General features: G+C 43.2%; 23 protein-coding genes. 8 read left to right on the top strand and 15 right to left on the bottom strand.

The genetic code is table 11. From position 1 onward, the window contains the following. Positions 1-13 precede the first annotated feature (13 nt). The 6 genes from FERRO_RS01525 to FERRO_RS01500 are packed head-to-tail and all read right to left on the bottom strand — an operon-like array spanning position 14 to position 6,062. The gene (locus FERRO_RS01525; RefSeq protein ID WP_056929109.1) at positions 14-556 is read right to left on the bottom strand and encodes a septal ring lytic transglycosylase RlpA family protein; all 543 of its coding nucleotides are present in this window, start codon (positions 554-556) and stop codon (positions 14-16) included. Then, positions 553-1,647: a rod shape-determining protein RodA gene (rodA, locus tag FERRO_RS01520; RefSeq protein ID WP_056929108.1), complete on the bottom strand. Its 1,095-nt coding sequence runs from the start codon at positions 1,645-1,647 to the stop codon at positions 553-555. Before rodA ends, FERRO_RS01525 begins: the two co-directional genes overlap by 4 nt. After that, entirely contained in the window at positions 1,640-3,556 is a 1,917-nt protein-coding gene (gene mrdA, locus FERRO_RS01515) for a penicillin-binding protein 2 (RefSeq protein WP_056929107.1), read from the bottom strand. The genes rodA and mrdA overlap by 8 nt, the downstream gene beginning before the upstream one ends. Further along, on the bottom strand, positions 3,553-4,056 hold the full coding sequence (mreD, locus tag FERRO_RS01510) for a rod shape-determining protein MreD (protein ID WP_056929106.1): 504 nt from the start codon (positions 4,054-4,056) through the stop codon (positions 3,553-3,555). The genes mrdA and mreD overlap by 4 nt, the downstream gene beginning before the upstream one ends. 8 nt (positions 4,057-4,064) lie before the next feature. Beyond that, the gene (mreC, locus tag FERRO_RS01505) at positions 4,065-4,982 is read right to left on the bottom strand and encodes a rod shape-determining protein MreC (RefSeq protein ID WP_056929105.1); all 918 of its coding nucleotides are present in this window, start codon (positions 4,980-4,982) and stop codon (positions 4,065-4,067) included. A gap of 36 nt (positions 4,983-5,018) precedes the next feature. Next, positions 5,019-6,062, bottom strand: a complete 1,044-nt coding sequence (locus tag FERRO_RS01500; RefSeq protein ID WP_056929104.1) for a rod shape-determining protein — start codon at positions 6,060-6,062, stop codon at positions 5,019-5,021. An 85-nt stretch (positions 6,063-6,147) separates the two neighbouring features. Between FERRO_RS01500 and gatC the strand changes: the two genes are divergently transcribed. The 5 genes from gatC to metW are packed head-to-tail and all read left to right on the top strand — an operon-like array spanning position 6,148 to position 11,064. Continuing rightward, entirely contained in the window at positions 6,148-6,435 is a 288-nt protein-coding gene (gatC, locus tag FERRO_RS01495; RefSeq protein ID WP_056929103.1) for an Asp-tRNA(Asn)/Glu-tRNA(Gln) amidotransferase subunit GatC, read from the top strand. A 9-nt stretch (positions 6,436-6,444) separates the two neighbouring features. After that, positions 6,445-7,908: an Asp-tRNA(Asn)/Glu-tRNA(Gln) amidotransferase subunit GatA gene (gatA, locus tag FERRO_RS01490; protein WP_056929763.1), complete on the top strand. Its 1,464-nt coding sequence runs from the start codon at positions 6,445-6,447 to the stop codon at positions 7,906-7,908. Positions 7,909-7,918: 10 nt separating this feature from the next. Then, positions 7,919-9,352 carry an Asp-tRNA(Asn)/Glu-tRNA(Gln) amidotransferase subunit GatB gene (gatB, locus tag FERRO_RS01485; RefSeq protein WP_056929102.1) on the top strand — a complete coding sequence of 478 codons (1,434 nt, stop codon included), beginning with the start codon at positions 7,919-7,921 and terminating at the stop codon, positions 9,350-9,352. Further along, entirely contained in the window at positions 9,353-10,483 is a 1,131-nt protein-coding gene (gene metX, locus FERRO_RS01480) for a homoserine O-succinyltransferase MetX (RefSeq protein ID WP_056929101.1), read from the top strand. Beyond that, positions 10,480-11,064: a methionine biosynthesis protein MetW gene (metW, locus tag FERRO_RS01475; RefSeq protein ID WP_056929100.1), complete on the top strand. Its 585-nt coding sequence runs from the start codon at positions 10,480-10,482 to the stop codon at positions 11,062-11,064. The genes metX and metW overlap by 4 nt, the downstream gene beginning before the upstream one ends. On the opposite strand, the gene FERRO_RS01470 is transcribed toward metW, so the two are convergent. Further along, on the bottom strand, positions 11,051-12,286 hold the full coding sequence (locus FERRO_RS01470; RefSeq protein WP_056929099.1) for an AmpG family muropeptide MFS transporter: 1,236 nt from the start codon (positions 12,284-12,286) through the stop codon (positions 11,051-11,053). The two genes, metW and FERRO_RS01470, sit on opposite strands and share 14 nt — an antisense overlap. A gap of 41 nt (positions 12,287-12,327) precedes the next feature. On the opposite strand from FERRO_RS01470, the gene pyrE reads away from it, so the two are divergent. After that, positions 12,328-12,975 (top strand): orotate phosphoribosyltransferase, encoded by a 648-nt coding sequence (gene pyrE, locus FERRO_RS01465; RefSeq protein ID WP_056929762.1) that lies wholly within the window; start codon positions 12,328-12,330, stop codon positions 12,973-12,975. On the opposite strand, the gene ptsP is transcribed toward pyrE, so the two are convergent. The 8 genes from ptsP to FERRO_RS01425 all read right to left on the bottom strand — a co-directional run bounded on the left by ptsP (position 12,972) and on the right by FERRO_RS01425 (position 19,867). Continuing rightward, positions 12,972-14,702 carry a phosphoenolpyruvate--protein phosphotransferase gene (gene ptsP / locus FERRO_RS01460; protein ID WP_056929098.1) on the bottom strand — a complete coding sequence of 577 codons (1,731 nt, stop codon included), beginning with the start codon at positions 14,700-14,702 and terminating at the stop codon, positions 12,972-12,974. The two genes, pyrE and ptsP, sit on opposite strands and share 4 nt — an antisense overlap. Further along, positions 14,703-14,972 (bottom strand): HPr family phosphocarrier protein, encoded by a 270-nt coding sequence (locus FERRO_RS01455; RefSeq protein ID WP_056929097.1) that lies wholly within the window; start codon positions 14,970-14,972, stop codon positions 14,703-14,705. A 20-nt stretch (positions 14,973-14,992) separates the two neighbouring features. After that, complete coding sequence (phoR, locus tag FERRO_RS01450) at positions 14,993-16,300, bottom strand: phosphate regulon sensor histidine kinase PhoR (protein ID WP_056929096.1); 1,308 nt, start codon at positions 16,298-16,300, stop codon at positions 14,993-14,995. Positions 16,301-16,345: 45 nt separating this feature from the next. Further along, positions 16,346-17,035, bottom strand: coding sequence for a phosphate regulon transcriptional regulator PhoB (gene phoB, locus FERRO_RS01445; protein WP_056929761.1), 690 nt, complete (start codon positions 17,033-17,035; stop codon positions 16,346-16,348). 95 nt (positions 17,036-17,130) lie between these two features. After that, entirely contained in the window at positions 17,131-18,288 is a 1,158-nt protein-coding gene (locus FERRO_RS01440) for a THUMP domain-containing class I SAM-dependent RNA methyltransferase (RefSeq protein ID WP_056929095.1), read from the bottom strand. Between the two features lie 2 nt (positions 18,289-18,290). After that, positions 18,291-18,719 carry a protoporphyrinogen oxidase HemJ gene (gene hemJ, locus FERRO_RS01435; protein WP_056929094.1) on the bottom strand — a complete coding sequence of 143 codons (429 nt, stop codon included), beginning with the start codon at positions 18,717-18,719 and terminating at the stop codon, positions 18,291-18,293. A gap of 4 nt (positions 18,720-18,723) precedes the next feature. Further along, positions 18,724-19,341: an alpha/beta hydrolase gene (locus tag FERRO_RS01430; protein WP_056929093.1), complete on the bottom strand. Its 618-nt coding sequence runs from the start codon at positions 19,339-19,341 to the stop codon at positions 18,724-18,726. A 4-nt stretch (positions 19,342-19,345) separates the two neighbouring features. Then, on the bottom strand, positions 19,346-19,867 hold the full coding sequence (locus FERRO_RS01425) for a gamma carbonic anhydrase family protein (RefSeq protein ID WP_056929092.1): 522 nt from the start codon (positions 19,865-19,867) through the stop codon (positions 19,346-19,348). 144 nt (positions 19,868-20,011) lie between these two features. Here FERRO_RS01425 and FERRO_RS01420 point away from each other — a divergent pair, with 144 nt between their 5' ends. Both FERRO_RS01420 and FERRO_RS01415 read left to right on the top strand, forming a co-directional pair. Continuing rightward, entirely contained in the window at positions 20,012-21,202 is a 1,191-nt protein-coding gene (locus FERRO_RS01420) for an ABC transporter substrate-binding protein (protein WP_056929760.1), read from the top strand. Between the two features lie 85 nt (positions 21,203-21,287). Then, positions 21,288-22,178, top strand: coding sequence for a branched-chain amino acid ABC transporter permease (locus tag FERRO_RS01415; protein WP_056929091.1), 891 nt, complete (start codon positions 21,288-21,290; stop codon positions 22,176-22,178). The last annotated feature ends 1 nt before the right edge of the window (position 22,179 follow it).

The following is a 22,179-nucleotide window of genomic DNA, read 5'->3' as shown; positions in this document are numbered from 1 at the left end:
TCAACTTGAAAAATTATTTTGGAAAAACACGTTCAACCAATACCTGACTGGTTCCATGACCTAATATGCCTAACTTATAAGCGGCGGTATAACTTAAATCAATTAAGCGATCATCCTTAAAAGGACCGCGATCGTTTATTCGTACAATAACCCACCTATGATTTTTAAGATTAGTGACTTTGACATAGCAGGGGATTGGTAAAGTAGTATGAGCTCCTGTCATGGCATACATGTTATACACTTCACCGGAAGCAGTACGATGATGATTATAACGTCTTCCATACCACGATGCATAACCTACTGCTCGGTAAGGCGCATTATTAGTTTGTGGATAATACCATTTACCAAGAGCTTCATAGGGTTTATTAGCATAACGGTTATAAGGTTCCCAACGTGGTACAGCATTGGGGACAAGATCTAAATTAGCTGGGGGGTGACTTTCAGGACCATCGTCAAGATAATATCCCCCATTACTAGTGGATGTATGGGAAGTGGTTGAACAACCACTTAAACAACACAGAAGCAAGCATATAAACAGTAAGCTGAGAGCTTTCATTGTTTGACCAGTTGACGGTGATAGCTAACACTCATTAGTATGCCAAGACTGATAAAAAGTGTCACTAATGATGTTCCGCCGTAACTTAGAAAGGGTAATGGAACCCCCACCACTGGTAAGATGCCGCTGACCATTCCCAGGTTAACAAAGGTATATGTAAACAATGTCATGGATAATGTTCCTGCGATGAGGCGTGAGAAGGGACTCGATCCCTCTAAGGCAATGAAAAATCCTCTGACGATCAGGATTAACATTAAGCTCAAAAATAGACATTCTCCCACTAGGCCAAACTCCTCACCAAATACGGCAAACACAAAGTCTGTGCTGTGTTCTGGTAGAAAATCTAAATGAGATTGAGTGCCGTGTAGCCAACCTTTTCCCAAAAAACCTCCAGAACCTAATGCAATCATGGATTGAAGAGTGTGGTATCCCGCCCCTAAAGGGTCCTTGGTGGGGTCTAACAGGGTCAAGATACGCTGCTTTTGATAATCATGAAGAACATGCCAGACAAAGGGCAAAGAGCATAGACCTCCACCTATCAAAGTAAGTAATACGCGCCAGGATAGACCAGCTAGCAGAATGACATAAAAACCAGAGCTGGCGATGAGCAAGGCTGTACCGAGATCAGGTTGTTTAATCACTAAGGCTACGGGTGCCAATAATAATAAGGCGGCGATAATAAAATCTAGCCAGTAACGGTCTTTACCGCGTTGGTCAAAGTAACTGGCCAGCATAAGAGGGAGAGCGATCTTCATAAATTCTGAGGGTTGCACATGCAACGGGCCCAGGTGAAGCCAACGCCTCGCACCGTGACTGACTTCGCCAAAAAGAGCAACGGCAACTAACAGAGCAAGAGAAAAGATATAAATAGGCAACGCTAATTTTTGTATTTTACTGGGTGAAACGGTTGCTAGGATCCACATGAGTAAAAAAGCGATCAAATAGTTTTTGACCTGCCCTAAAGTTTTTATCATATCCATACCCGAGGCACTGTAAAGAACGACTAATCCTAAGATCATGAGTATGAGGCTGGTATTAAATAAGATTTTATCAAGCGGTTTGAGAAAGTGATCGACCAGTTTTTTAATCATGTGGAGCCTCCTCCTCCGTGGGTTGAGTGGATGTCTGATTGTCTTTCACGGCGCTAGTGGGTAAGCCTAATAAGTAATTGTCCATGACTTGTCGGGCAATTGGTGCAGCTGTGGAGCCACCATGACCACCGTTTTCAACGAGTACCGCAATAGCAATTTTTGGTTTGTCGGCTGGTGCAAAGGCCACAAAAAGAGCGTGATCTCTATGAAACTCAGAGGTTTGACCGGCATTGTATCGTTGTCCTTGTTTTACCCCAATCACCTGGGCTGTGCCTGTTTTTCCGGCAATAAGATATTTGGCGCCGGCTCCTGCCGTGGCTGCAGTACCGCCTGGTTTCATCACATCAACCATAGCATCACGGATCAAATTATAACTGTCATCTGCCATGGGAATTTTAGTTACCACTTGCAGTGGAATGGGAGTAAGGATATTGGTTTGGGGGTTTCTGGTGGACTTTAACAGATGGGGACGCATCATCACTCCATGATTCGCAAAAGTAGCGATAGCGCTGGCCAGTTGTAGTGGGGTAACTAAAATATATCCTTGACCAATACCGCTGATGATGGTTTCTCCCGTATACCAATCTTGATGGTAACGTTTTCTTTTCCATTGTGTGGAGGGATACAAACCCGTGAGTTCACCATCTAGATCAATGCCGGACTTTTTACCAAAACCCAAGTTGCTAAAAAAATCATGCATACGATCAATACCCAATTGATTGGCCAAACTGTAATAGTAGGTATCACAAGATTGGACAATAGATAAATGCATATCGACCATACCGTGACCTTGTACTCGCCAATCACGATAATGATGAGTGGATCCTGGTAGAGCGAAGTAGCCCGGATCACTGATAAGGGTTTGTGCACTGCGTACCCCAGAGTTGAGGGCAAGTAGTGCCATCAAAGGTTTAATGGTAGAACCGGGTGGATATTGTCCTCTGAGAGCACGGTCATTTAAAGGTCTGTTGGGAGAGTTATTGAGATCATTCCAATGTTCTTGATCAATCCCATCCACAAACAAATTAGGGTCAAAGCCAGGCTGACTGACAAAAGCCAGGATTTCTCCAGTACTGGGATCGATGGCAACCAATGCCCCTCTGTGTTCACCAAAGGCTTTTTCTGCGGCCACTTGTAATGTTGCGTCTATGGTTAAAAATAAATCAGTCCCGGCAACGGGAGGAGAGTAGGACAGCGTTCTCACTCCGTGCCCTGAGGAGTCCGTCTCTACTTGTTCGGAGCCGGTGACGCCATGGAGTAGGGATTCATAATGGGCCTCAATCCCTAATTTACCTATATGATTGGTTCCGCGGTAGGCATCTAATTTATCCTCATCATCTAAGTGATCAAGATCGTTTTGATTAATGCGACTGATATACCCCACCACATGAGAGGTGGCCTCGGCGAGGGGGTAGTTACGAATTAATCGAGATTCAATACTGACCCCTTTAAAAGCGTAACGGTAGACTGAAAAGCGAGCAATTTCCTCTTCGCTCAAGCGAGCCCGGATAGCAACAGGAGCAAGACCACGGGATTCTTCATTTAATTTATGAAAGAGTTTTTTATCCGATGAGCTGATGGTGATGATGTGTGATAATTGCTCAATCACTTGATCAACGGGAGCGCTCTCTCTGGGGTTAATCTCTAGGGTATAAGTAGGCGTGTTATTAGCCAGAGTGAGTCCATTGCGATCAAAAATATTACCGCGATGAGGGACCACTGGCACAATACTAATGCGATTAGCCTCGGCCAAGGTATGGTAGTAACTATAGGAAATAACTTGCAACCAAAACAATCGAATTAACAGTAGGAGAAATAAAACAAAAATAATACCAGCTAAGATTTTGATGCGAAGTTGAAAGTCCCATCGGTCCTGTTGAGGGTTACGCAGTGATACTCTTTTTTTCATGAGTTTTTCGCGGACAGCTTTGCCTCAAGGACATAAGGCGTAATGAGCCAACACAGGGCGGAGAGAAGGCTTTGGGTAAACCAAAGTATGTGGGGGAGTGTGTCAGTGGTAACGTAAACCACGACAGTGATAATAAGCTGGTTCAGAAAGAAGGCGGGCAATAAATGAATGGCCTGATTGGCCGCATAAAAAGTAAGAATACGTTGGCGATAAATAGATAATAACCACAATATTAAGCTAAAACTTAATGCATGAATGCCCAGAATTGAGCTTTGTGCCACATCTGAAATTAAGCCCAAGACGAAAAAAGCAAAGCCGTTAATGACCCGCGGTTCATGAAGTCCCCAGTAAAGTAGAACAATCAGAATCCAACTAGGCTCCATCATTTGTCCATAGCCTGACCAAGGCAATAGAGTTAACACCACTGAAGCCACCAGGGTAAGGATGATCCTACTCATGGGGGCGGGTTTTTTAATTGAACGATGAGCGCTGGATAGCATGATAAGGATTATTTTTTCTTAGATGTGTTTTTTTTCTTATCTTGAGAGGCGGGACTGCGCTCCAAAGGTTCGATTTTATTAATGAGCTCATGATCATTGATAGGGTTGAGGACCGCCACATAGTGTCCTGAGCGCAAAACATGGTTAGTCTGGCAGCGGATAGTAAAAAAGGCTGAATTACTATCCCGTGTCACAGAAATGATTCGGCCGACGGGAAGACCTGCCGGATAAACACCTCCGAGTCCTGAACTCACCATTTCATCGCCAACTTTAAAATCACTGGTCACAGGAACATACATGACATCAAATAGATCGTTTAATCCTTCCCCTTGCGTGAAAGATCGATAACCGGTTCTCAGGTTTTCAACAGGGACAGAAAGATTTTTATCACTGAGAAGAGTCACTTCGCTACTTTTTGGGAAAAGTACTGTGACTTGTCCGATCAGCCCCTCTGAAGTGAGTACTGGTGAACCTAATTTGAAATCCTGTGTTGCTCCCCCATCAATAATAAGCTTTTGATGAAAGGGGTTATGGGCAGCATAGAGGGTTTGGCTCAGTTTTATAGAAGTACTGTAATGATCTTTAATACCCATTAACCCTTCTAATTCTAAGTTTTTCTTAACTAGAAAAGCTTTGTCTTGCACAAGTACTTGGTCTTGTAATAATTCAAGTTTAAGTTTTTGATTTTCTGAAATCAGCTCCAGCTGATGACTAAATAAATGATTCGTTTGTTGAATTAATTGCGTGGGGAGATTTGCCAATGCTTGAAGCGGCACTAACGTAATGTAAACCAGATTACGTAAAACATTTAGCTGATGGAAGTGGTTGTCTATAACAATAGCGAAAAGGGCTAATAGTATATATAAAGTTTGTCTTAACCAAAGGGCCGCGCCACGGGTAAAGAGTTGAGGGGTACGTGTATTCATGGAAAATAAAATTAAAGTAACACGTGCCCCTGTTGGTTAGTCGGTGGTGAAAACCATACCTAGACGATCAATCTCTTCAAGGGCTCTTCCGCAACCACGCACTACGCAGGTGAGAGGATCCTCTGCCACCCAGACGGGTAGCCCCGTTTCTTCGCTAAGCAAACGGTCCAAGTCCCTTAATAGTGCGCCGCCTCCGGTTAAAACCATTCCTCTGTCCGCAATATCAGCGCCCAATTCAGGAGGGGTTTGTTCCAGCACGAGATGGATAGTACTGATGATAGAGTTGAGCGGATCAGTCAAGGCTTCTAGCACTTCATTACTTGAAATAGTAAAAGTGCGAGGTACTCCCTCAGCAAGATTTCTCCCTTTGACTTCCATTTCTTTGACTTCTGAACCCGGGAAAGCGGAGCCAATATTCTTCTTAATCTGCTCAGCAGTGGTTTCCCCGATCAACATGCCGTAATTACGGCGGATATAATTGATAATGGCCTCATCAAATTTATCGCCACCAGTTCTAACCGAGGAGGAAAAAACCAGCCCGCCTAAGGACAGAACCCCCACCTCGGTGGTCCCCCCACCGATGTCCACGACCATGGAGCCGGTGGCCTCAGCCACGGGAAGATTGGCGCCGATGGCGGCGGCCACAGGTTCTTCAATTAAATAAACTTGTCTTGCCCCAGCACCAATAGCTGATTCTCTAATCGCCCGTCTTTCAACCTGTGTCGAACCACAGGGTACGCAAATAATGATTCTAGGACTAGGTGATAGGAGCCTTGATTCATGGACTTGCTTAATGAAATATTTGAGCATCTGCTCGGTAATGGTAAAATCAGCAATCACACCATCTTTCATAGGGCGGATGGCTGTGATATTGCCGGGAGTACGCCCCAACATGGCTTTAGCTGCAAGGCCTACAGCTTGAATCACTTTTTTGCCTTGGGTTTCACCATCTTGGCGAATGGCAACCACGGAGGGCTCGTTAAGAACAATCCCCTTGCCTCTAGAGTATATGAGAGTGTTGGCTGTACCCAAATCAATGGCTAAGTCGTTGGAAAAATACCCGCGTAGAAATTCGAACATAAACACTGTCCCTTGTAGATAGACTTTTTAGCCTATTATGATACCTGATTAAGGCATGGCTTTAAAGTAAAGGAAATATAAAATTGTGAGTTTATCAGATAAAGAATTAAAGCATCTTGCACGATTAGCGAGGATACACGTTGATGAAGATGAGTTAGGTCCGCTCAGGGAGCAACTTACTCGTGTGTTTCAGTTGATTGATGCGTTGCAGGCAGTTGATACAACAGGTATTGAGCCTTTGTCTCATTCTCTGTCAATCAATCAACCACTGCGTGAGGATAAAGTCACTGAGGAAAACCTACGCGACAGCTATCAAAGTATCGCGCCTCAGGTTGAAAAGGGGTTATATATTGTTCCTAAGGTCATTGAGTAAATCATGGATATATCGTCATTAAGTATTAAAAAAATAAAACAACTCATTGATTCTAAGAGTTTAACTGCTGTGGAGTTAGCTTCGCTGTATTTGCAGCGTATCGATCAACTTAATCCAGAGCTAAATGCTTTTATCACCGTGGATAGAGAAAAAACTCTTCTGCAGGCTAAGGAGGTTGATCGGGCCATCGCAAAAGGTGACAACACTGCCTTAATGGGTGTTCCTTTAGCGCATAAAGATATTTTTTGCGCAAAGGGGTGGTTAACCACTTGTGGCTCTAAAATGCTGGCTAATTTTGTGGCACCCTATGACGCTCATGTGGTTGAGGCATTTAACCACAGTGGTGCCGTTACTTTAGGTAAAACCAATATGGACGAATTTGCTATGGGCTCCAGTAATGAGACCTCGTATTTTGGTCCGGTTAAAAATCCGTGGCATCTTGGTCGAGTTCCAGGAGGCAGTTCAGGTGGGTCTGCTGCGGCGGTAGCCGCGCGCTTAGCTCCCCTTGCTACGGCCACTGATACGGGGGGATCTATTCGTCAACCCGCTGCTTTGTGTGGGGTAACAGGGTTAAAGCCTACCTATGGCAATGTATCGCGCTATGGCATGATCGCCTATGCGTCAAGTCTTGATCAGGGAGGCTTAATGGCGGTCTCTGCTGAAGATGTTGCCTATGGGTTAAATATTATGGTGGGTCATGATGAACGAGATTCCACCTCTGTTAAAAGAGAGGTTGAGGACTTTACTGCTCCCCTGAATAACTCCCTCAAGGGGCTACGTATTGGTCTTCCTGAGGAGTTTTTCAAGGAAGGGGTTGATGCGGATGTGGCGCAAGCAGTAGAGCGCGCCATTCAAGAGCTAGAGAAGCTTGGTGCTGTGCGCGTCCCTCTGACTTTACCCAATACTTCCCTATCTGTGCCCGTTTATTATGTCTTAGCGCCAGCTGAGGCATCTAGTAATTTGTCACGTTTTGATGGGGTTCGCTATGGGCATCGAACCCATGACTACCGTAATTTAATCGAGTTGTATGAGAAAACCAGAGCTGAAGGTTTTGGCGCAGAGGTAAAACGTCGAATTTTGACGGGAACTTATGTATTGTCTAGAGGTTACTATGATGCCTACTACCTTCAAGCGCAACGAGTAAGACGTTTAATATTGCAAGATTATCTACAAGCCTTTGAGCGCTGTGATGTGATTGTGGGCCCCTCAACGCCCAGTGTCGCCTTTGGTTTTAATGAAAAAACCAGTGACCCTGTGAGCATGTATCTCTCTGATATTTTTACTATCAGTGTTAATTTGGCGGGGTTACCAGGCTTATCCATACCCATTGGTTTTGGTGATAGTCATTTGCCTGTAGGGCTACAACTTATAGGACCTCATTTCTCTGAAGCAAAATTATTGAACGTGGCTCATCAGTATCAATTGGTGAGCGATTGGCATCAACAACTTCCCACTGGGATAGCACAAGTCTAGGAGTTAATTTATGCAATGGGAAGTGGTTATTGGACTTGAAACGCATACGCAGCTTGCGACGCATTCAAAAATATTTTCTGGGTCATCAACAGCTTTTGGCGCACAGGCCAATACCCAAGCTTCTGCTGTGGATATTGCACTGCCTGGTGTACTGCCAGTCCTCAATAAGCAGGCAGTTGAATATGCCATTCGTTTTGGACTTGCGGTGGGAGCGGAGATAAATCCTCGTTCAATTTTTGCCCGTAAAAACTATTTTTATCCTGATTTACCTAAAGGGTATCAAATCAGTCAATACGAAGAGCCTGTTGTGAAAGGGGGGATGATTCATTTTTTGGTTAATGAAAAACCCCATCAAGTACGTCTGACTAGAGCCCATCTTGAGGAAGATGCAGGGAAGTCTTTACATGAAGAGATCCCCAGCGCCACGGGTATTGACTTAAACCGGGCGGGAACACCTCTTTTGGAAATCGTCTCTGAGCCTGATATGCGCAGTGCTGCAGAGGCGGTGGCTTATGCCAAAGCGTTGCATCAGCTAGTTACTTGGATTGGGATATGTGATGGCAACATGCAAGAGGGATCATTTCGATGTGATGCTAATGTATCAGTGAGGGCTGTAGGAAGTGATCAGTTTGGTACTCGTTGTGAGATTAAAAACCTCAACTCATTTCGTTTTTTAGAAAGAGCTATTGAGTTTGAGGTTGAAAGACAGATTGAAGTTCTTGAGAGTGGGGGATCCATCATTCAAGAAACCCGGCTTTACGATCCAGACCGAGATGAAACCCGTTCCATGCGCAGTAAAGAAGATGCCATGGACTACCGATACTTTCCTGATCCTGACTTATTACCTGTCATGATTGACTCAGCTTGGGTGGAGCGAGTTAGAGCAGTCATGCCACCATTGCCGCAAGAGTTGAAAGAGCGATTTATTAGGGATTATGCCTTAACAGACTATGATGCAAGTCTGATTATTAGTGACAAGGCCTTGGCAGACTACTTTATTGCTGTAACAACTCAGCAACAGGTCTCGCCAAAACTTTGTGCTAATTGGTTAACAGGGGAGCTCTTGGCGTCACTTAACCGAGCACAATTAACTATTATCCATTGTCCTATTAGTCCAGAACAGCTGGCTAAGTTAATTGTTAGAATTGAAGACGGGACAATTTCTGGGAAAATTGCTAAGAGTGTCTTTGATGTATTATGGAATGATGGGGGAGAAGTTGACCAAGTCATTGAGTCTCGAGGTCTAAAGCAAGTTTCCGATACAGGTGAGATTGAAAAGATTGTGGATGAATTAATGTCTCGTTATCCTGATCAAGTGGCTGAGTTTCGCGCTGGTAAGGATAAAGTGTTTGGTTTTTTTGTGGGTCAAGCCATGAAGGCTTCAGGAGGCAAACTTAATCCCGCCCAGTTAAACGATGTACTCCGGAAAAAATTGGCAGGATAAATGATTTCATCCTTAGATACTATTCACCCTCAGTTCATACATTTTGCTGAACCAATAGCGTTATCTTCAGGTACTGTGTTGCCGGGATATGAACTGGTTTATGAAACTTACGGCAAACTGAATCAAGACAGATCAAATGCTGTTCTTATTTGTCATGCGTTATCAGGAAATCATCATGTGGCTGGAACCTATAACGGTGACCCTAAAACTGTAGGCTGGTGGGATAACATGGTGGGTCCTGGTAAACCCATCGACACCAATCATTTTTTTGTGATTGGAGTGAACAATTTGGGAGGATGCCATGGCTCCACCGGTCCTTCCAGTATTAACCCTCAGACCCAGCAGCCCTATGGTGCTACCTTTCCTTTTGTTACGGTTGAAGACTGGGTGAAGACCCAAGCACGTCTTGCTGATCATTTGGGGATTGATTGCTTTGCTGTGGTAATGGGTGGAAGTCTTGGTGGAATGCAGGCTTTACAATGGACCATTTCATTTCCCGAGCGCTTGAAACACTCTCTGGTTATTGCCTCGGCTCCCAAACTATCAGCCCAAAACATTGGCTTTAATGAAGTGGCGAGACAAGCCATTACCACGGATCCACATTTTTACGGTGGTAATTTTTATCAACATCAAGTGCTACCTCATAGAGGTTTACGTTTAGCAAGAATGCTAGGGCATATTACTTATTTAAGTGATGATGCGATGATGGAGAAATTTGGACGAGATTTTATTACTAGGACTCCTCAATTTTCTTTGGATGTGGAGTTTGAAATCGAGTCTTATTTACGTTACCAAGGAGATAAATTTGCCGATTACTTTGACGCCAATACTTATTTGATTATGACTAAAGCTTTGGATTATTTTGATCCAGCACAAAAAACAGATAACCGTTTAGATCAAGCGCTCTCTAGTGCGCGCTGTCATTTTTTGGTTATTTCCTTTACCAGTGATTGGCGTTTTTCTCCTGGGCGTTCCGAGGAGATTGTGGAGGCGCTGATGAAGAATCAATTGCCGGTAAGTTACGCACAGATTGAATCTACTCAAGGACATGATTCGTTTTTGATGGAGAATAAACATTATTTTTCGGTAGTCAGGGCTTATATGGCTAATGTACTTAAGGATACGCTGTGATACGTTTTGATCATCAAGTTATTGGCCAGTGGATAAAACCCAAGTCTCGTATTCTTGATTTGGGTTGCGGAGATGGTCAATTAATGAAATATCTTCAATATAAATACCATGTATCTGGATATGGGGTTGAAATTGAAATTGAACGCGTTACTAAGGCCATTGCTAACGGGGTGAATGTTATTCAACGGGATCTTGAGAGTGGCCTTGCGGGTATCGCAGAACAGTCTTTTGATACAGTGATATTATCGCAAACCCTACAAGCCATGCGTCAAACTGAGTTTTTATTGAGTGATATGTTAAGGGTCGGTCGTGAAGGAATTGTCACCTTTCCTAATTTTGGTTATTGGAAAAATCGCTGGCAAGTGATGAAAGGGATTATGCCTAAATCAGAGGATTTGCCTTATGAGTGGCACAATACCCCTAATATTCATTTGTGTACATTACAGGACTTTGAAGATTTATGTCGTCACTTAAATATTAAAGTGATTGAAAGGCATGTTATTAGTCATGGTAAGACAGTTCATTTCGCTCCTAATTTGTTGGGGAGTCTTGCCATGTACCGAGTCACTAAATTGATTTAATCGATAGGTTCTTTAGTGCTTCTCTAACCCACCATAAAATAACTATGCCTGGTATGGCAGAGAGGGTTGCCACAATAAAGAAATTCATCCATCCCAAGTTGGCTACAATCACTCCGGCGATGGGGGCAAGATAGACCCGTCCTACAGCAGAGAGTGCGCTCAATAACGCAAATTGCGTGGCGCTAAATTGGTGATGGCACAAAGACATTAATAATGCGCTTAATGCTGCCGTGCCCATACCGGAAGTTAGATTCTCTAAAAATACACTAGTGATCATGAGTAACGAATGATGTCCCAGGTGAGCTAGCAGAGCGAAGGAGAGTGTTGCAACAGCCTGCAGTAAACCAAATATCAATAATGATCGGTATAGATTAATGCGGGTCATCAATAATCCACCAATAAAAGCGCCGAGTAATGTTGCCCCAAGTCCTATCCCCTTGTTTACCGCCCCCACTTCTACCAGAGTGAAATGCACTCCTTGAATCAGAAAGGCGGTGGTGAGAGAGCCGGTGAGCGCATCACTTAATTTGTATAAAATCACTAATGATAGGAAAAAGAATGACAGCGGACGTTTTAAAAACTCCGCAATAGGAGCAGTCCATGAATAATCATGTTTAGTGAGTGACTGGGTGAGGGGTTCTGGCGCAAACAACGACACAGTAATCATGAGTACCATTAACAAAGCCATGACTTGGTAGGTGGCATGAAAGCCCAAGTAGTTAGCCAATATTAACCCTCCTGCACCAGAGACTAACATGGCTAGGCGATACCCTAAAACAGCCATGGCAGATCCCATTCCGCGTTCTGACGGCGCTAAAATATCTGTTCGATAGGCATCAATAACAATATCTTGGGAGGCTGAGAAAAATGCAATGAATAGTGCCACAAGACCAAATTGCTCCAGACTCTCTAGTGGGGTTAAGGTACTCATCCAATTGATAGAAAAAAACAACGATAACTGTGTGAGTAATAACCAAGTTCTTCGCCTACCAAGACGCGGAATATAATAGCGATCCATTAATGGAGACCATATAAATTTCCAAGTATAGGGAATACCAATGGCGGCAAATAATCCTATGGTCTTGATCCCCATGCCACTATTCACTAGCCACGCTTGCAGTGTCGTCCCCGTTAAAGCCAGGGGTAGCCCTGAGGAAAACCCCATGCATAAAATAAGGAGTTGTCTTTTTAAGGATAACTTTTTTGCTGCAAGCAAGGTCATCTCCTGTGATATCCTTTCATGATAAATTATGTGAGCAAAATATGAGTCATTTTCGTACGGATTTTATAGCCTTTGCAGTTGAACAAAAGGTGTTGCGTTTTGGAGAGTTTACAACGAAGGCTGGCCGTCAGTCCCCTTATTTTTTTAATGCGGGGTTGTTTTACACGGGAACTGCGCTAGATCGTTTGGCGGATTTTTATGTTCAAACAATTAATGAATCGGGGATCGTTTTCGATGTGTTATTTGGCCCAGCTTATAAAGGTATTTCCTTAGCTGCAGCCATTGCTATTGCGTTTGCAAAAGTTGGACGTGAAGTTCCTTTTTGTTATAACCGCAAGGAAGCCAAAGACCATGGTGAGGGAGGAACTTTGGTCGGCGCACCAGTTCAAGGGCGAATTCTGATTGTGGATGATGTAATTTCTGCCGGAACCTCCGTGCGTGAATCTTTTGAGTTGATCAAGGCAGCAGGAGCTGAACCCGTTGGAGTCGTGACAGCCTTAGACAGAATGGAGCGCGGCGTGGGGAATCTCTCCGCCGCACAAGAAGTGAGAGAACAATTAGGTATCCCCGTAGTCAGTATTGCTAATTTAAATGATTTGTTAAGTTATCTCATTGATGATGCCACACTACAAGAGTTTGCCCAGAGAACTCTCTCCTACAGAAAACAGTACGGAGTGAATGAGGATTAGTGTTGATTCAACTCACTGATTAAGGCATTAATTTTTTCAAAATCATAGGTTTTTAATATTTTCTTGGTTATTTTTTTTGTTTTTTCAATATCTGTGTTGAGAATGATTTGTTTTATCTCGGGAATATGGGCGGGATGCATGGAAAACTCTTTTAATCCCATACCGAGTAAAAGTCTTGTGAATCGAGGGTCACCGGCCATCTCACCGCATACGGAAACTGGCTTGTTGGTACTGTTTGCGAAGGCAATGGTGTTGGCAAGGAGGCTTAAAATAGCAGGATGTGCTGGATTATATAAATGGGCCACGGCATCATCAGAGCGATCGATGGCTAAAGTATATTGAATTAAGTCGTTGGTTCCGATTGAAATGAAATCGAGGCTATCAAGAATGAGAGGAAGCGCCAGAGCCGCAGCGGGCACTTCAATCATGGCCCCAACCGGTAAATGCTGATTAAAGGCGATGCCTTCCTCTAACAACTCTTTTTTGGCCTGATGAATAATGGCCATGGTTTGATTGACTTCATGGTTGCTTGAGATCATGGGGATTAGACAATGGACATCGCCAAATTGAGATACTCTTAAAATTGCTCGTAATTGAATTTTAAACAGATGGGGTTCAGATAAACAGTAGCGTACCGCCCGTAATCCTAAGGCTGGATTAAGAGTGTGTCCAGTGCTTAGGCTGTCGATGGGTTTGTCTGCGCCAATATCTAAAGTGCGAATAATAATAGGTTGCCCTTTCATTGATTCCACTACTTTTCGATAAGCTTTAAATTGTTCTTCTTCACCAGGTGTTGTGATGCGATTCATGAACAAAAACTCGGTTCGATATAAACCAACCCCCAGTGCGCCACTTTTCTTGACGGTATCCATGTCTTGGGGAGATTCAATATTGGCTAAAAGAAGAATCTCTTCGTTATCTAAGGATTTGGCTGGTGTTAATCGTAACTTTTTTAATTTTTTCTTTTGCTCATTCCATTGCTCTTGTTTGACACGGTATTCTGTTAAAACTGTCTCATCAGGATTGACAATCACAACCCCACAGGTGCCGTCAATGATGAGTAGTTCCCCTTCCTTAATAATATGCCAGGCATGATGAAGCGCCACTACGGAAGGAATACTTAACCCACGAGCGAGGATTGCCGTATGTGAGGTGGCGCCTCCCATGTCGGTGATGAAAGCCTGGAAAGCTTGGTTTTTAAACACCAGCATGTCAGCAGGACCCAGGTCGTGTGCCACCAAGATAATTTCTTCATCCTTATCCCAAGTGGGCATGGCCGCTGATTTTTTACCGGTGAGCGCTTTTAGTATCCGTTCTACCACTTGAACAACGTCAGCTTGTCTTTCACGAAGATAAGGATCTTCAATTAATTGAAACTGCTCAATGAGTTGCTCCATTTGCAACCTAAGGGCCCATTCTGCGTTACATTGTTGATGTCGGATTAAGTTCGTGGGTTCGTTACTCAGCGTACCGTCATTTAAAATCATTAAATGTAGCTGTAGAAAAGCGGAGAACTCAGTGGGGGCGTTATCTGGAATATTTGCCTGTAGTGTTTCTAATTCATCTCTCGCGTCAGCGATGGCATCTTTAAAGCGCACAATTTCTTGATCAATTTGCTCTTCTTTTATCGTGTAATGAGTGACTTCTATTGAACTGTGAGAAAATAGATGGGCGCGTCCGATGGCAATACCATTTGCAACGGCAATCCCATGGATGGTGTAACTCATTTATTCTTCCTCATCAAATTTATTGTTAATTAGCTCAACGAGAGCATACATTGCCTTTTCTTCATCTACACCATGACAGTCCAGTACCACAGTACTGCCTCGACTGGCTGCCAACATCATTACGCCCATGATGCTTTTTGCGTTGACCCTTTTATTATTTCGTGCGATACCAATATCACAAGTATATTGAGACGCAATTTGTGTCAGTTTTGCAGAAGCTCTAGCATGTAGACCTAATTTGTTAATGATTTCAATTTCACGGTTTATCATACTCTCCAATCCTAATTATTCTATGTGTTAATCTGTATTCTATCGCTTGGAAAAATCAAGGTGAAAGTACTTCCTACACCGAGGGAGCTTTCTATTTCCAACACGGCATCATGATGCAAGGCGATTTGCTTAACAATGGCAAGCCCTAATCCCGATCCGCCCGTGACGCGAGAACGCTCTTTATCGACACGGTAGAATCTCTCGGTGAGGCGTGTGATATGCTCCTTATCAATACCAATTCCTGTATCTTTGACTTGAAAGTATCCTTTACCCTCGATCACCTGCCAAGTAATATTAATTTTTCCCTTGTCGGGGGTATAGCGCACTGCATTAGAGACTAGATTAGAAAATGCGCTAATCAATTCATTACTTGAACCTAAAATGAAGCCCTTTTGATGGGTGAAGTTCACTTCTATTTGATGTTTTTGGCCGCTAATATGTTCTGCCATCTGTTTGATTTGCTCAATAATCAACTCTATGGATACCTGCACTTTAGGAGCGGGAAACTGTTGTGATTCCAGACTGGATAGGGAAAGTAATTCCTCCACAATTTGGAACATGCGATTTGTTTGTTGGTGTATGGTTTGATAAATGTGATCAATGGTTTTTTTTTCAATAGTGGGGTTATCTATTAAAGTTTCAATAAACCCACCCACTACGGTTAAGGGCGTTCTTAACTCGTGAGAGACATTGGCCACAAAATCCCTACGTACTTTTTCATCTATTTCAACTTGTGATACATCATGACTTACCAGTAACCTTTCATCGCTACTATAGGAAACTATTAAAATAGACAGAGTGATATCACTACCACGAATTCCTTTAATGAGTAAAGGTTCCTTAGGAATTCCTCTCTTTAACCAGGAAAGAAAAGCGGAGTGTCGGATTAAGTAATAAAGTGCCTGTTGACGATCTCGCTCAAGATTAATATCAAAATGCTTTTCAGCGCTGGGGTTGCACCACTGAATTCGGTCATCCTTATCCAGTACAATAATCCCATTTGGTAGCGCTTCCCCAGCCTTTTGAAAGCGGATTAACGTATCCTTAAGTTTGTTTTGTATGGTAATGGTGTTTTTTTCTAAAGCAGATAATTGAGAGAACGCTTGATCCCAGGCGTTGCTAGCTCTAGGGAAAAGTGGGTGACTGCCATGCTCGGTTAACCACCTGGTTAATTGATAGAGTTTTTTAGTGTTATGGAGAATAAAGATTAATAAGAGAGTGGAAAAAATTAACCAGCCCCAATTGGCATCGAGACTAAAGCCAACAACCACCCCAAGAATCGCAGCTAAAAAAACCCCACTTAATGTAATAATAAAAAATCGAGCCATAATCTCACTTTACGTATTAGTGTGAGATTATCAGACAATCGGCTTTCAGGCGATAGCCGTTAATCGATAACCTGCTCCTCTTACCGTTTGCAGTAGGGAGGCAGTGCCAGTGCTTTCTAAAGCGGCACGCAATCTTCTTATGTGCACATCCACGGTTCTTTCTTCAATAAAAACATGGTCTCCCCATACTTGATCAAGGATTTGTGTTCTTGAATAGACTCTCTCTGGGTGGGTCATGAAAAAGTGAAGTAATTTAAACTCTGTGGGACCAAGGTTTAAGTCCTGACCACTGGCATTAACGCGATGAGTACTGGGATCCAGTGTCAGATGTTTAAAGATCACTTTATCCTCAGTGATTTGTGGCGCACGTCTGCGTAATACGGCCTTGATTCTAGCGTTGAGTTCTCGAATAGAAAAAGGCTTGGTAATATAGTCATCGGCTCCAGAGTCAAGCCCTGCTAATTTGTCATTTTCATCGGCTCTCGCGGTGAGCATGATGATCGGTATACTTCGCGTACGGTCATTGTTTCTTAAACGTCGAATAAGATCAATGCCGCTCATGCCAGGAAGCATCCAGTCCACCAAAATAAGATCGGGGAGGGTGTCGCGAACTTTTTCTAAGGCCTCTCCAGCGTCAGAAACAATGATAGGGGAATGACCCGCTTGACGGAGATTCATTGAAATTAAATCTTGAATAGCAGGTTCATCTTCAACAAGCAGAATATTAGCGGCCAAATTTGCCTCCATAAAGTAAAGATGTTGAGTGGGTAAATTAGCCATTTCCATGACAGTTTTATACCTGCTCAATGTGACGAGATTGTTACAATCCCTTAATTATGCGATTTTTTTCTATTTGAGCCAGAAACTAATGGGATATAAAAGAATCGGCATTCAAGAGCTCCATTGAACAAAGGGATCTTCCGGCTAGGTTTTAATCGTAAACCTTTGGGAAAAGTCAGGTCGGCAGTTAAAAACCAACTATCCCAATCAGCATAGCGCTTTTTTAAGGTTTCACCTAATTGAGGATACCATTCTTGGAGAATGGCCTGCTCGCTCAACCGTACCCCGTAAGGAGGGTTTGACACAATCACTCCAGTCTCAATGGGGGGAGTTGATTCTATGGCGTTAACCTGCTTCAGAGAGATACATTGCTCTATGTCTGAGGCTTTGAAGTTAGTCCAGCTAGCTTGAATGGCATCCCCTTTTAAATCATAGCCCCAAATAGGGAGAGGTTGTTGAGGTTGAGCTGCTTGATGTGCCTGCTCAAGAAGTGTTTGCCAGTCTTGGGGTTGGTGCGGAGTTAGTTTCTCAAAGCCAAAGTGACGATGTAATCCGGGAGCGCGCTGTAGGGTCATTTCGGCAGCCTCGCTGAGAATTGTTCCTGAACCACAAAACATATCCACTAAAGGGGTTCCTGGGCGCCAGTTACTCAAAGCAAGTAACCCTGCGGCCAAATTTTTCTTTAGCGGTGTCTCACCACTTTCAATACGAGCTCCTCGTTTGAACAGTGCCTCCCCACTCATATCTATATAGTAATAGAAATCTTGCTCAGTGAGATAGACATAAACTCGAACATCAGGCTCCCTGGTATCAATGGACGGACGTTGATTCAATTCCTCACGAAACTGGTCACAAATAGCATCTTTAACCCGTAAGGTGACAAAGTCTAAGCTTTTTAATGGGCAGTGTTTTGCATTTGTCGTCACCATGAAGGTAAGGTTGACATCAAACCAGTTAACCCAAGGAAATGAATAGGCGCTGTCATACAGATCGTTCTCGTGGGAATACTGTCCTTTCACCACCAGTAATAAAATACGACTTGCAATGCGTGAATAAAGATTAGCCTTCATCCCCTCTGTAAAGGTTCCGGTAAACCATACACCAGCCTCACCCATTACTAGGTTCTGTAAGCCATGGGTAGTTAACTCTTCCAGTAACGGGGCCTCAAGACCCTTGGGACAAGTGGCAAAGAAGGAAAATAAAGTCATCGTTAGCCGGAAAAGGGTTTGTAAATCACTAGAAAAACCACCGGGATGAGGATAATCACTGGAAATTCGTTAAACCAGCGATACCAAACATGACTATGATGGTTGTTGTTGTATTTAAAATCATGTAATAGTTTTCCGCACCATATGTGATAAATAATCAATAAGAGCACCAATGAGAGTTTAATGTGTAGCCAAACTCCCATATCGTGATAGATAAAAACCATCGCTAATCCGGTAACGACAGTCAGAATTCCTCCTGGTGTCATGATGCCCCAAAAGAGTTTTCTTTCCATGATTTTGAAGCGTTCATGCCCCTGAGGGTCGTTATCTAACATGGCATGGTAAACATATAAGCGGGGCAAATAAAATAAGCCAGCAAACCAAGTGACCATTAATATAATATGCAATGCTTTAAGGGTGAGGAAAGACATAGATTTATCCTGTAGTGTTAAAAAAATACCGTGTTATCCAGTCACGAATAATGGTTAAACGATGATGGAAAAAATGATCGGCACCGGCCACCACCACGACTGAGAGTTGATGGGCTCTTGCCCATTCAAAGACAGCGGGTAGAGGTATTGTTTCATCAAGTTCACCATGGATTAATAATGTTTCCGCAGGCACAGGAGCCACTGTGAAGTTACCGCAGGGAGTTCCAACCAATACCATTTTTTGTGATGGTTTAACCAAATTAACTTGGCTCATGACGAAAGCACCAAAAGAAAACCCTCCATAATATAAGGGTAAATTGGGGTAAAGACCAGAAAAATACTCAATGACCCTAAGCCAATCTTGAGTTTCGCCGAGTCCGTGATCAAATGTTCCGTCGCTTTTCCCAACCCCCCTAAAGTTCATTCTGATAGTAATACAACCCTGCCTTAAAAAAGTGGTAGCAATGGTTTGGGTCACCTTGTTTTGCATGGAGCCACCATAAAGAGGATGTGGGTGGGCTACAAAAGATAAACCTTGGGGAGCGCTGGTATCGGGCTTTTCAACCAACAGTTCCATATTACCCACGGGACCTTGAAGCTGAAATGATTGTTTTTTTAGCATAAAATCACCCGATTTTTTCTAATTCTACTTGATATAGCAAAGAGCGGTTTACATAACTCGTAGCATTTTCTTTTAAAGCACTAATCTCTTGTTCAGTTAAGCTTCTGACCACTTTACCGGGGCTTCCTATTACCAAGGAGCCATCTGGAATGATTTTTCCTTCAGTAATCAGTGTGTTGGCGCCAATTAAACAATTTCGTCCAATGTTTGCACCATTTAGTATCACCGACTTTATCCCGATTAGAGAATTCTCCCCTATCGTACAACCATGAAGCATGGCTAAATGCCCCACGCTCACCCCCTGTTCAATATGAAGAGGCATCCCGGGGTCAGTGTGTAACACAGCACCATCTTGAATATTGGAGCGTTTACCAATCATGATCGGTTCATTGTCAGCCCGGAGAGTTGCGTGGCACCATACGCTAGCACCTTCTTCCAAGGTGACTGCGCCAATGATTACCGCACTCTCGTGAATATATGCGCCAGCATGAAGCGTAGGTGTTTTTCTACCGAGTTTGTAGATCATTTAGGTGATCTCCTTGATTTAAGAATAGTTTGCGGCTTATTAAGCCCGTGATAGAATAATGGACATTTTTGTAAATAGTTATTTCTATTGACTAAAAAAGTTCTTAATTATTACTTAATAACACAAGAGGAGTTTAACATGCGCATGATTAAACCAAGCTGGTTAACACCAGTTATTAGTGCTTCACTAGTCGCTTTGACCTTGTCAGCGCAAGCTGCCGAGACGATCAAAATTGGCGTCTCTGGTCCATTAAGTGGGGGATCTTCTCCAATGGGTATTTCTATGCGCGACGGAGTTAAGTTAGCGGCGGATGAGATCAATAAGGCTGGTGGTATTTTAGGCCGTCAGATTCAACTCGTTGAGCGTGATGATGAAGCCAAAAACGAACGTGGTGTTCAAGTGACTCAAGATTTGATTAATCGCGAACACGTGGTAGCAACTCTTGGTTTTATCAATACCGGCGTGGCGCTAGCTTCCCAGCGTTTTTACCAACAGGCTAAAATTCCTGTGATTGATAACGTGGCCACAGGTAGTATTATTACCCAACAATTTTTGCCCCCTAGATATTCAAAAAACTACATTTTTAGAATTGCTGCCAGTGATAAAATTCAATCACACATGATCGTTGAAGAAGCAGTTGTTAAGCGTAAGTTTACTAAAGTGGCGATTCTTGCTGATTCTACTAACTACGGTCAATTAGGAAGACAGGATTTAGAAAAAGCTTTAGCGGCTCGCGGCATGAAACCGGTTGCTGAAGAAAAATTCAACATCAAAGACACTGATATGACGGCTCAGCTGTTAAGAGCCAAAGAGGCTGGTGCACAAGCAATTTTAACCTATGGTATCGGTCCTGAGTTGGCTCAAATTGCTAATGGTATGGCTAAGCTTGGCTGGAAAGTACCCATGATTGGTAGCTGGACTTTATCTATGGCAAATTATATAGATAATGCAGGTAAAAATGGTGAGGGAGCACGTATGCCCCAAACCTTTATTCAGGAACCAAACACCCCAAAACGTAAGCAGTTTATTGATGCTTATATCAAAGCTTATCACCCAGCCCATGATCGTATCCCTTCACCCGTTTCGGCGGCACAAGGTTATGATTCGATGTATGTGTTAGCTGCGGCCATTAAACAAGCGGGGGCAGCTGATAGCAATAAAATCCAACAAGCTTTGGAGAATTTAAGTACCAAAGTGGATGGAGTGGTAACCAGTTATGATCATCCTTTTACCAGCACCAATCATGAAGCTATTGGTGTTAAAGACACAGTAATGGGCGAAGTGAAAGATGGTTTTGTGGTATACGCATACGAAAGTGATAAAAAAGGTCATTAATGTGATCTAACAACTTAATGGTATTCTGCTTGTTAAGCGGAATACCATTTTGAGTTTCAAGAGTGACTATTGATTAGGACTTCTCATGGAAATACTGTTGCAATTAGTTTTAAGCGGCGTGGCGTTGGGCATGATTTATGCGGTGGTTGCCTTTGGTTACCAATCTACGTTTGCGACTTCCGGTACGCTTAACTTTGGACAAGGTGAAGCGCTCATGTTGGGTGCCATGTTTGGTTTAACCCTTGCAGGGGATGTCATGGGCGGACCCTACATGAATTATTGGTTAATGATTCCTGCCGTGTTGATTTTTGGGGCAGTTCAAGGGGTAGTGGTGGAAGCTGTCGGGGTCAGACCCGCCATTAAAATTAAATCTGAATTTGGTTGGATCATGTCGACCATTGCTTTAGGTATTATTTTCAGGAATGTGGCAGAAAATGTGTGGGGTAGAGATGATATGCCTTTTCCTTCACCCATATCCTCAACGCCACTTCACATTTTTGGCGCCAGTGTGTTACCCATGGAATTGATGGTGGATGTAGGTGCTTTATTAATGATGGTGTTAGTTGAGTTGTTTAATCGTAAAACCATTTATGGTAAAGCTGTGGTGGCCACTTCAACAGACCGGGATGCGGCAGGATTAATGGGTATCAACACGCGAATGGTGATTACTTTTTCTTATGCGTTGTCTTCTATGTCTGCGGCTTTTGCTGGCGTGTTGATTGCGCCTATTACCTTAACGGGAGCCTCTATGGGGGCTGTTTTAGGACTAAAAGCTTTTGCTGTGGCAATTATTGGCGGCTTAAACTCCGGATTAGGAATTATCGTGGGTGGAATTATTCTCGGAGTGGCCGAAACCACCACGGGATTTTATCTTTCAACGGGCTATAAAGATGTTCCGGGCCTGGTGTTATTATTGTTGGTGTTAGCTATTAAGCCTAGTGGTCTCTTTGGTAAAACAGCTATCAAGAAGGTATAAA

Source organism: Ferrovum sp. JA12 (genome assembly GCF_001431705.1).
Lineage (GTDB): Bacteria > Pseudomonadota > Gammaproteobacteria > Burkholderiales > Ferrovaceae > PN-J185.
Note: the sequence above shows the minus strand (reverse complement) of the source record. Positions and strands in the feature narration are given on the sequence as shown.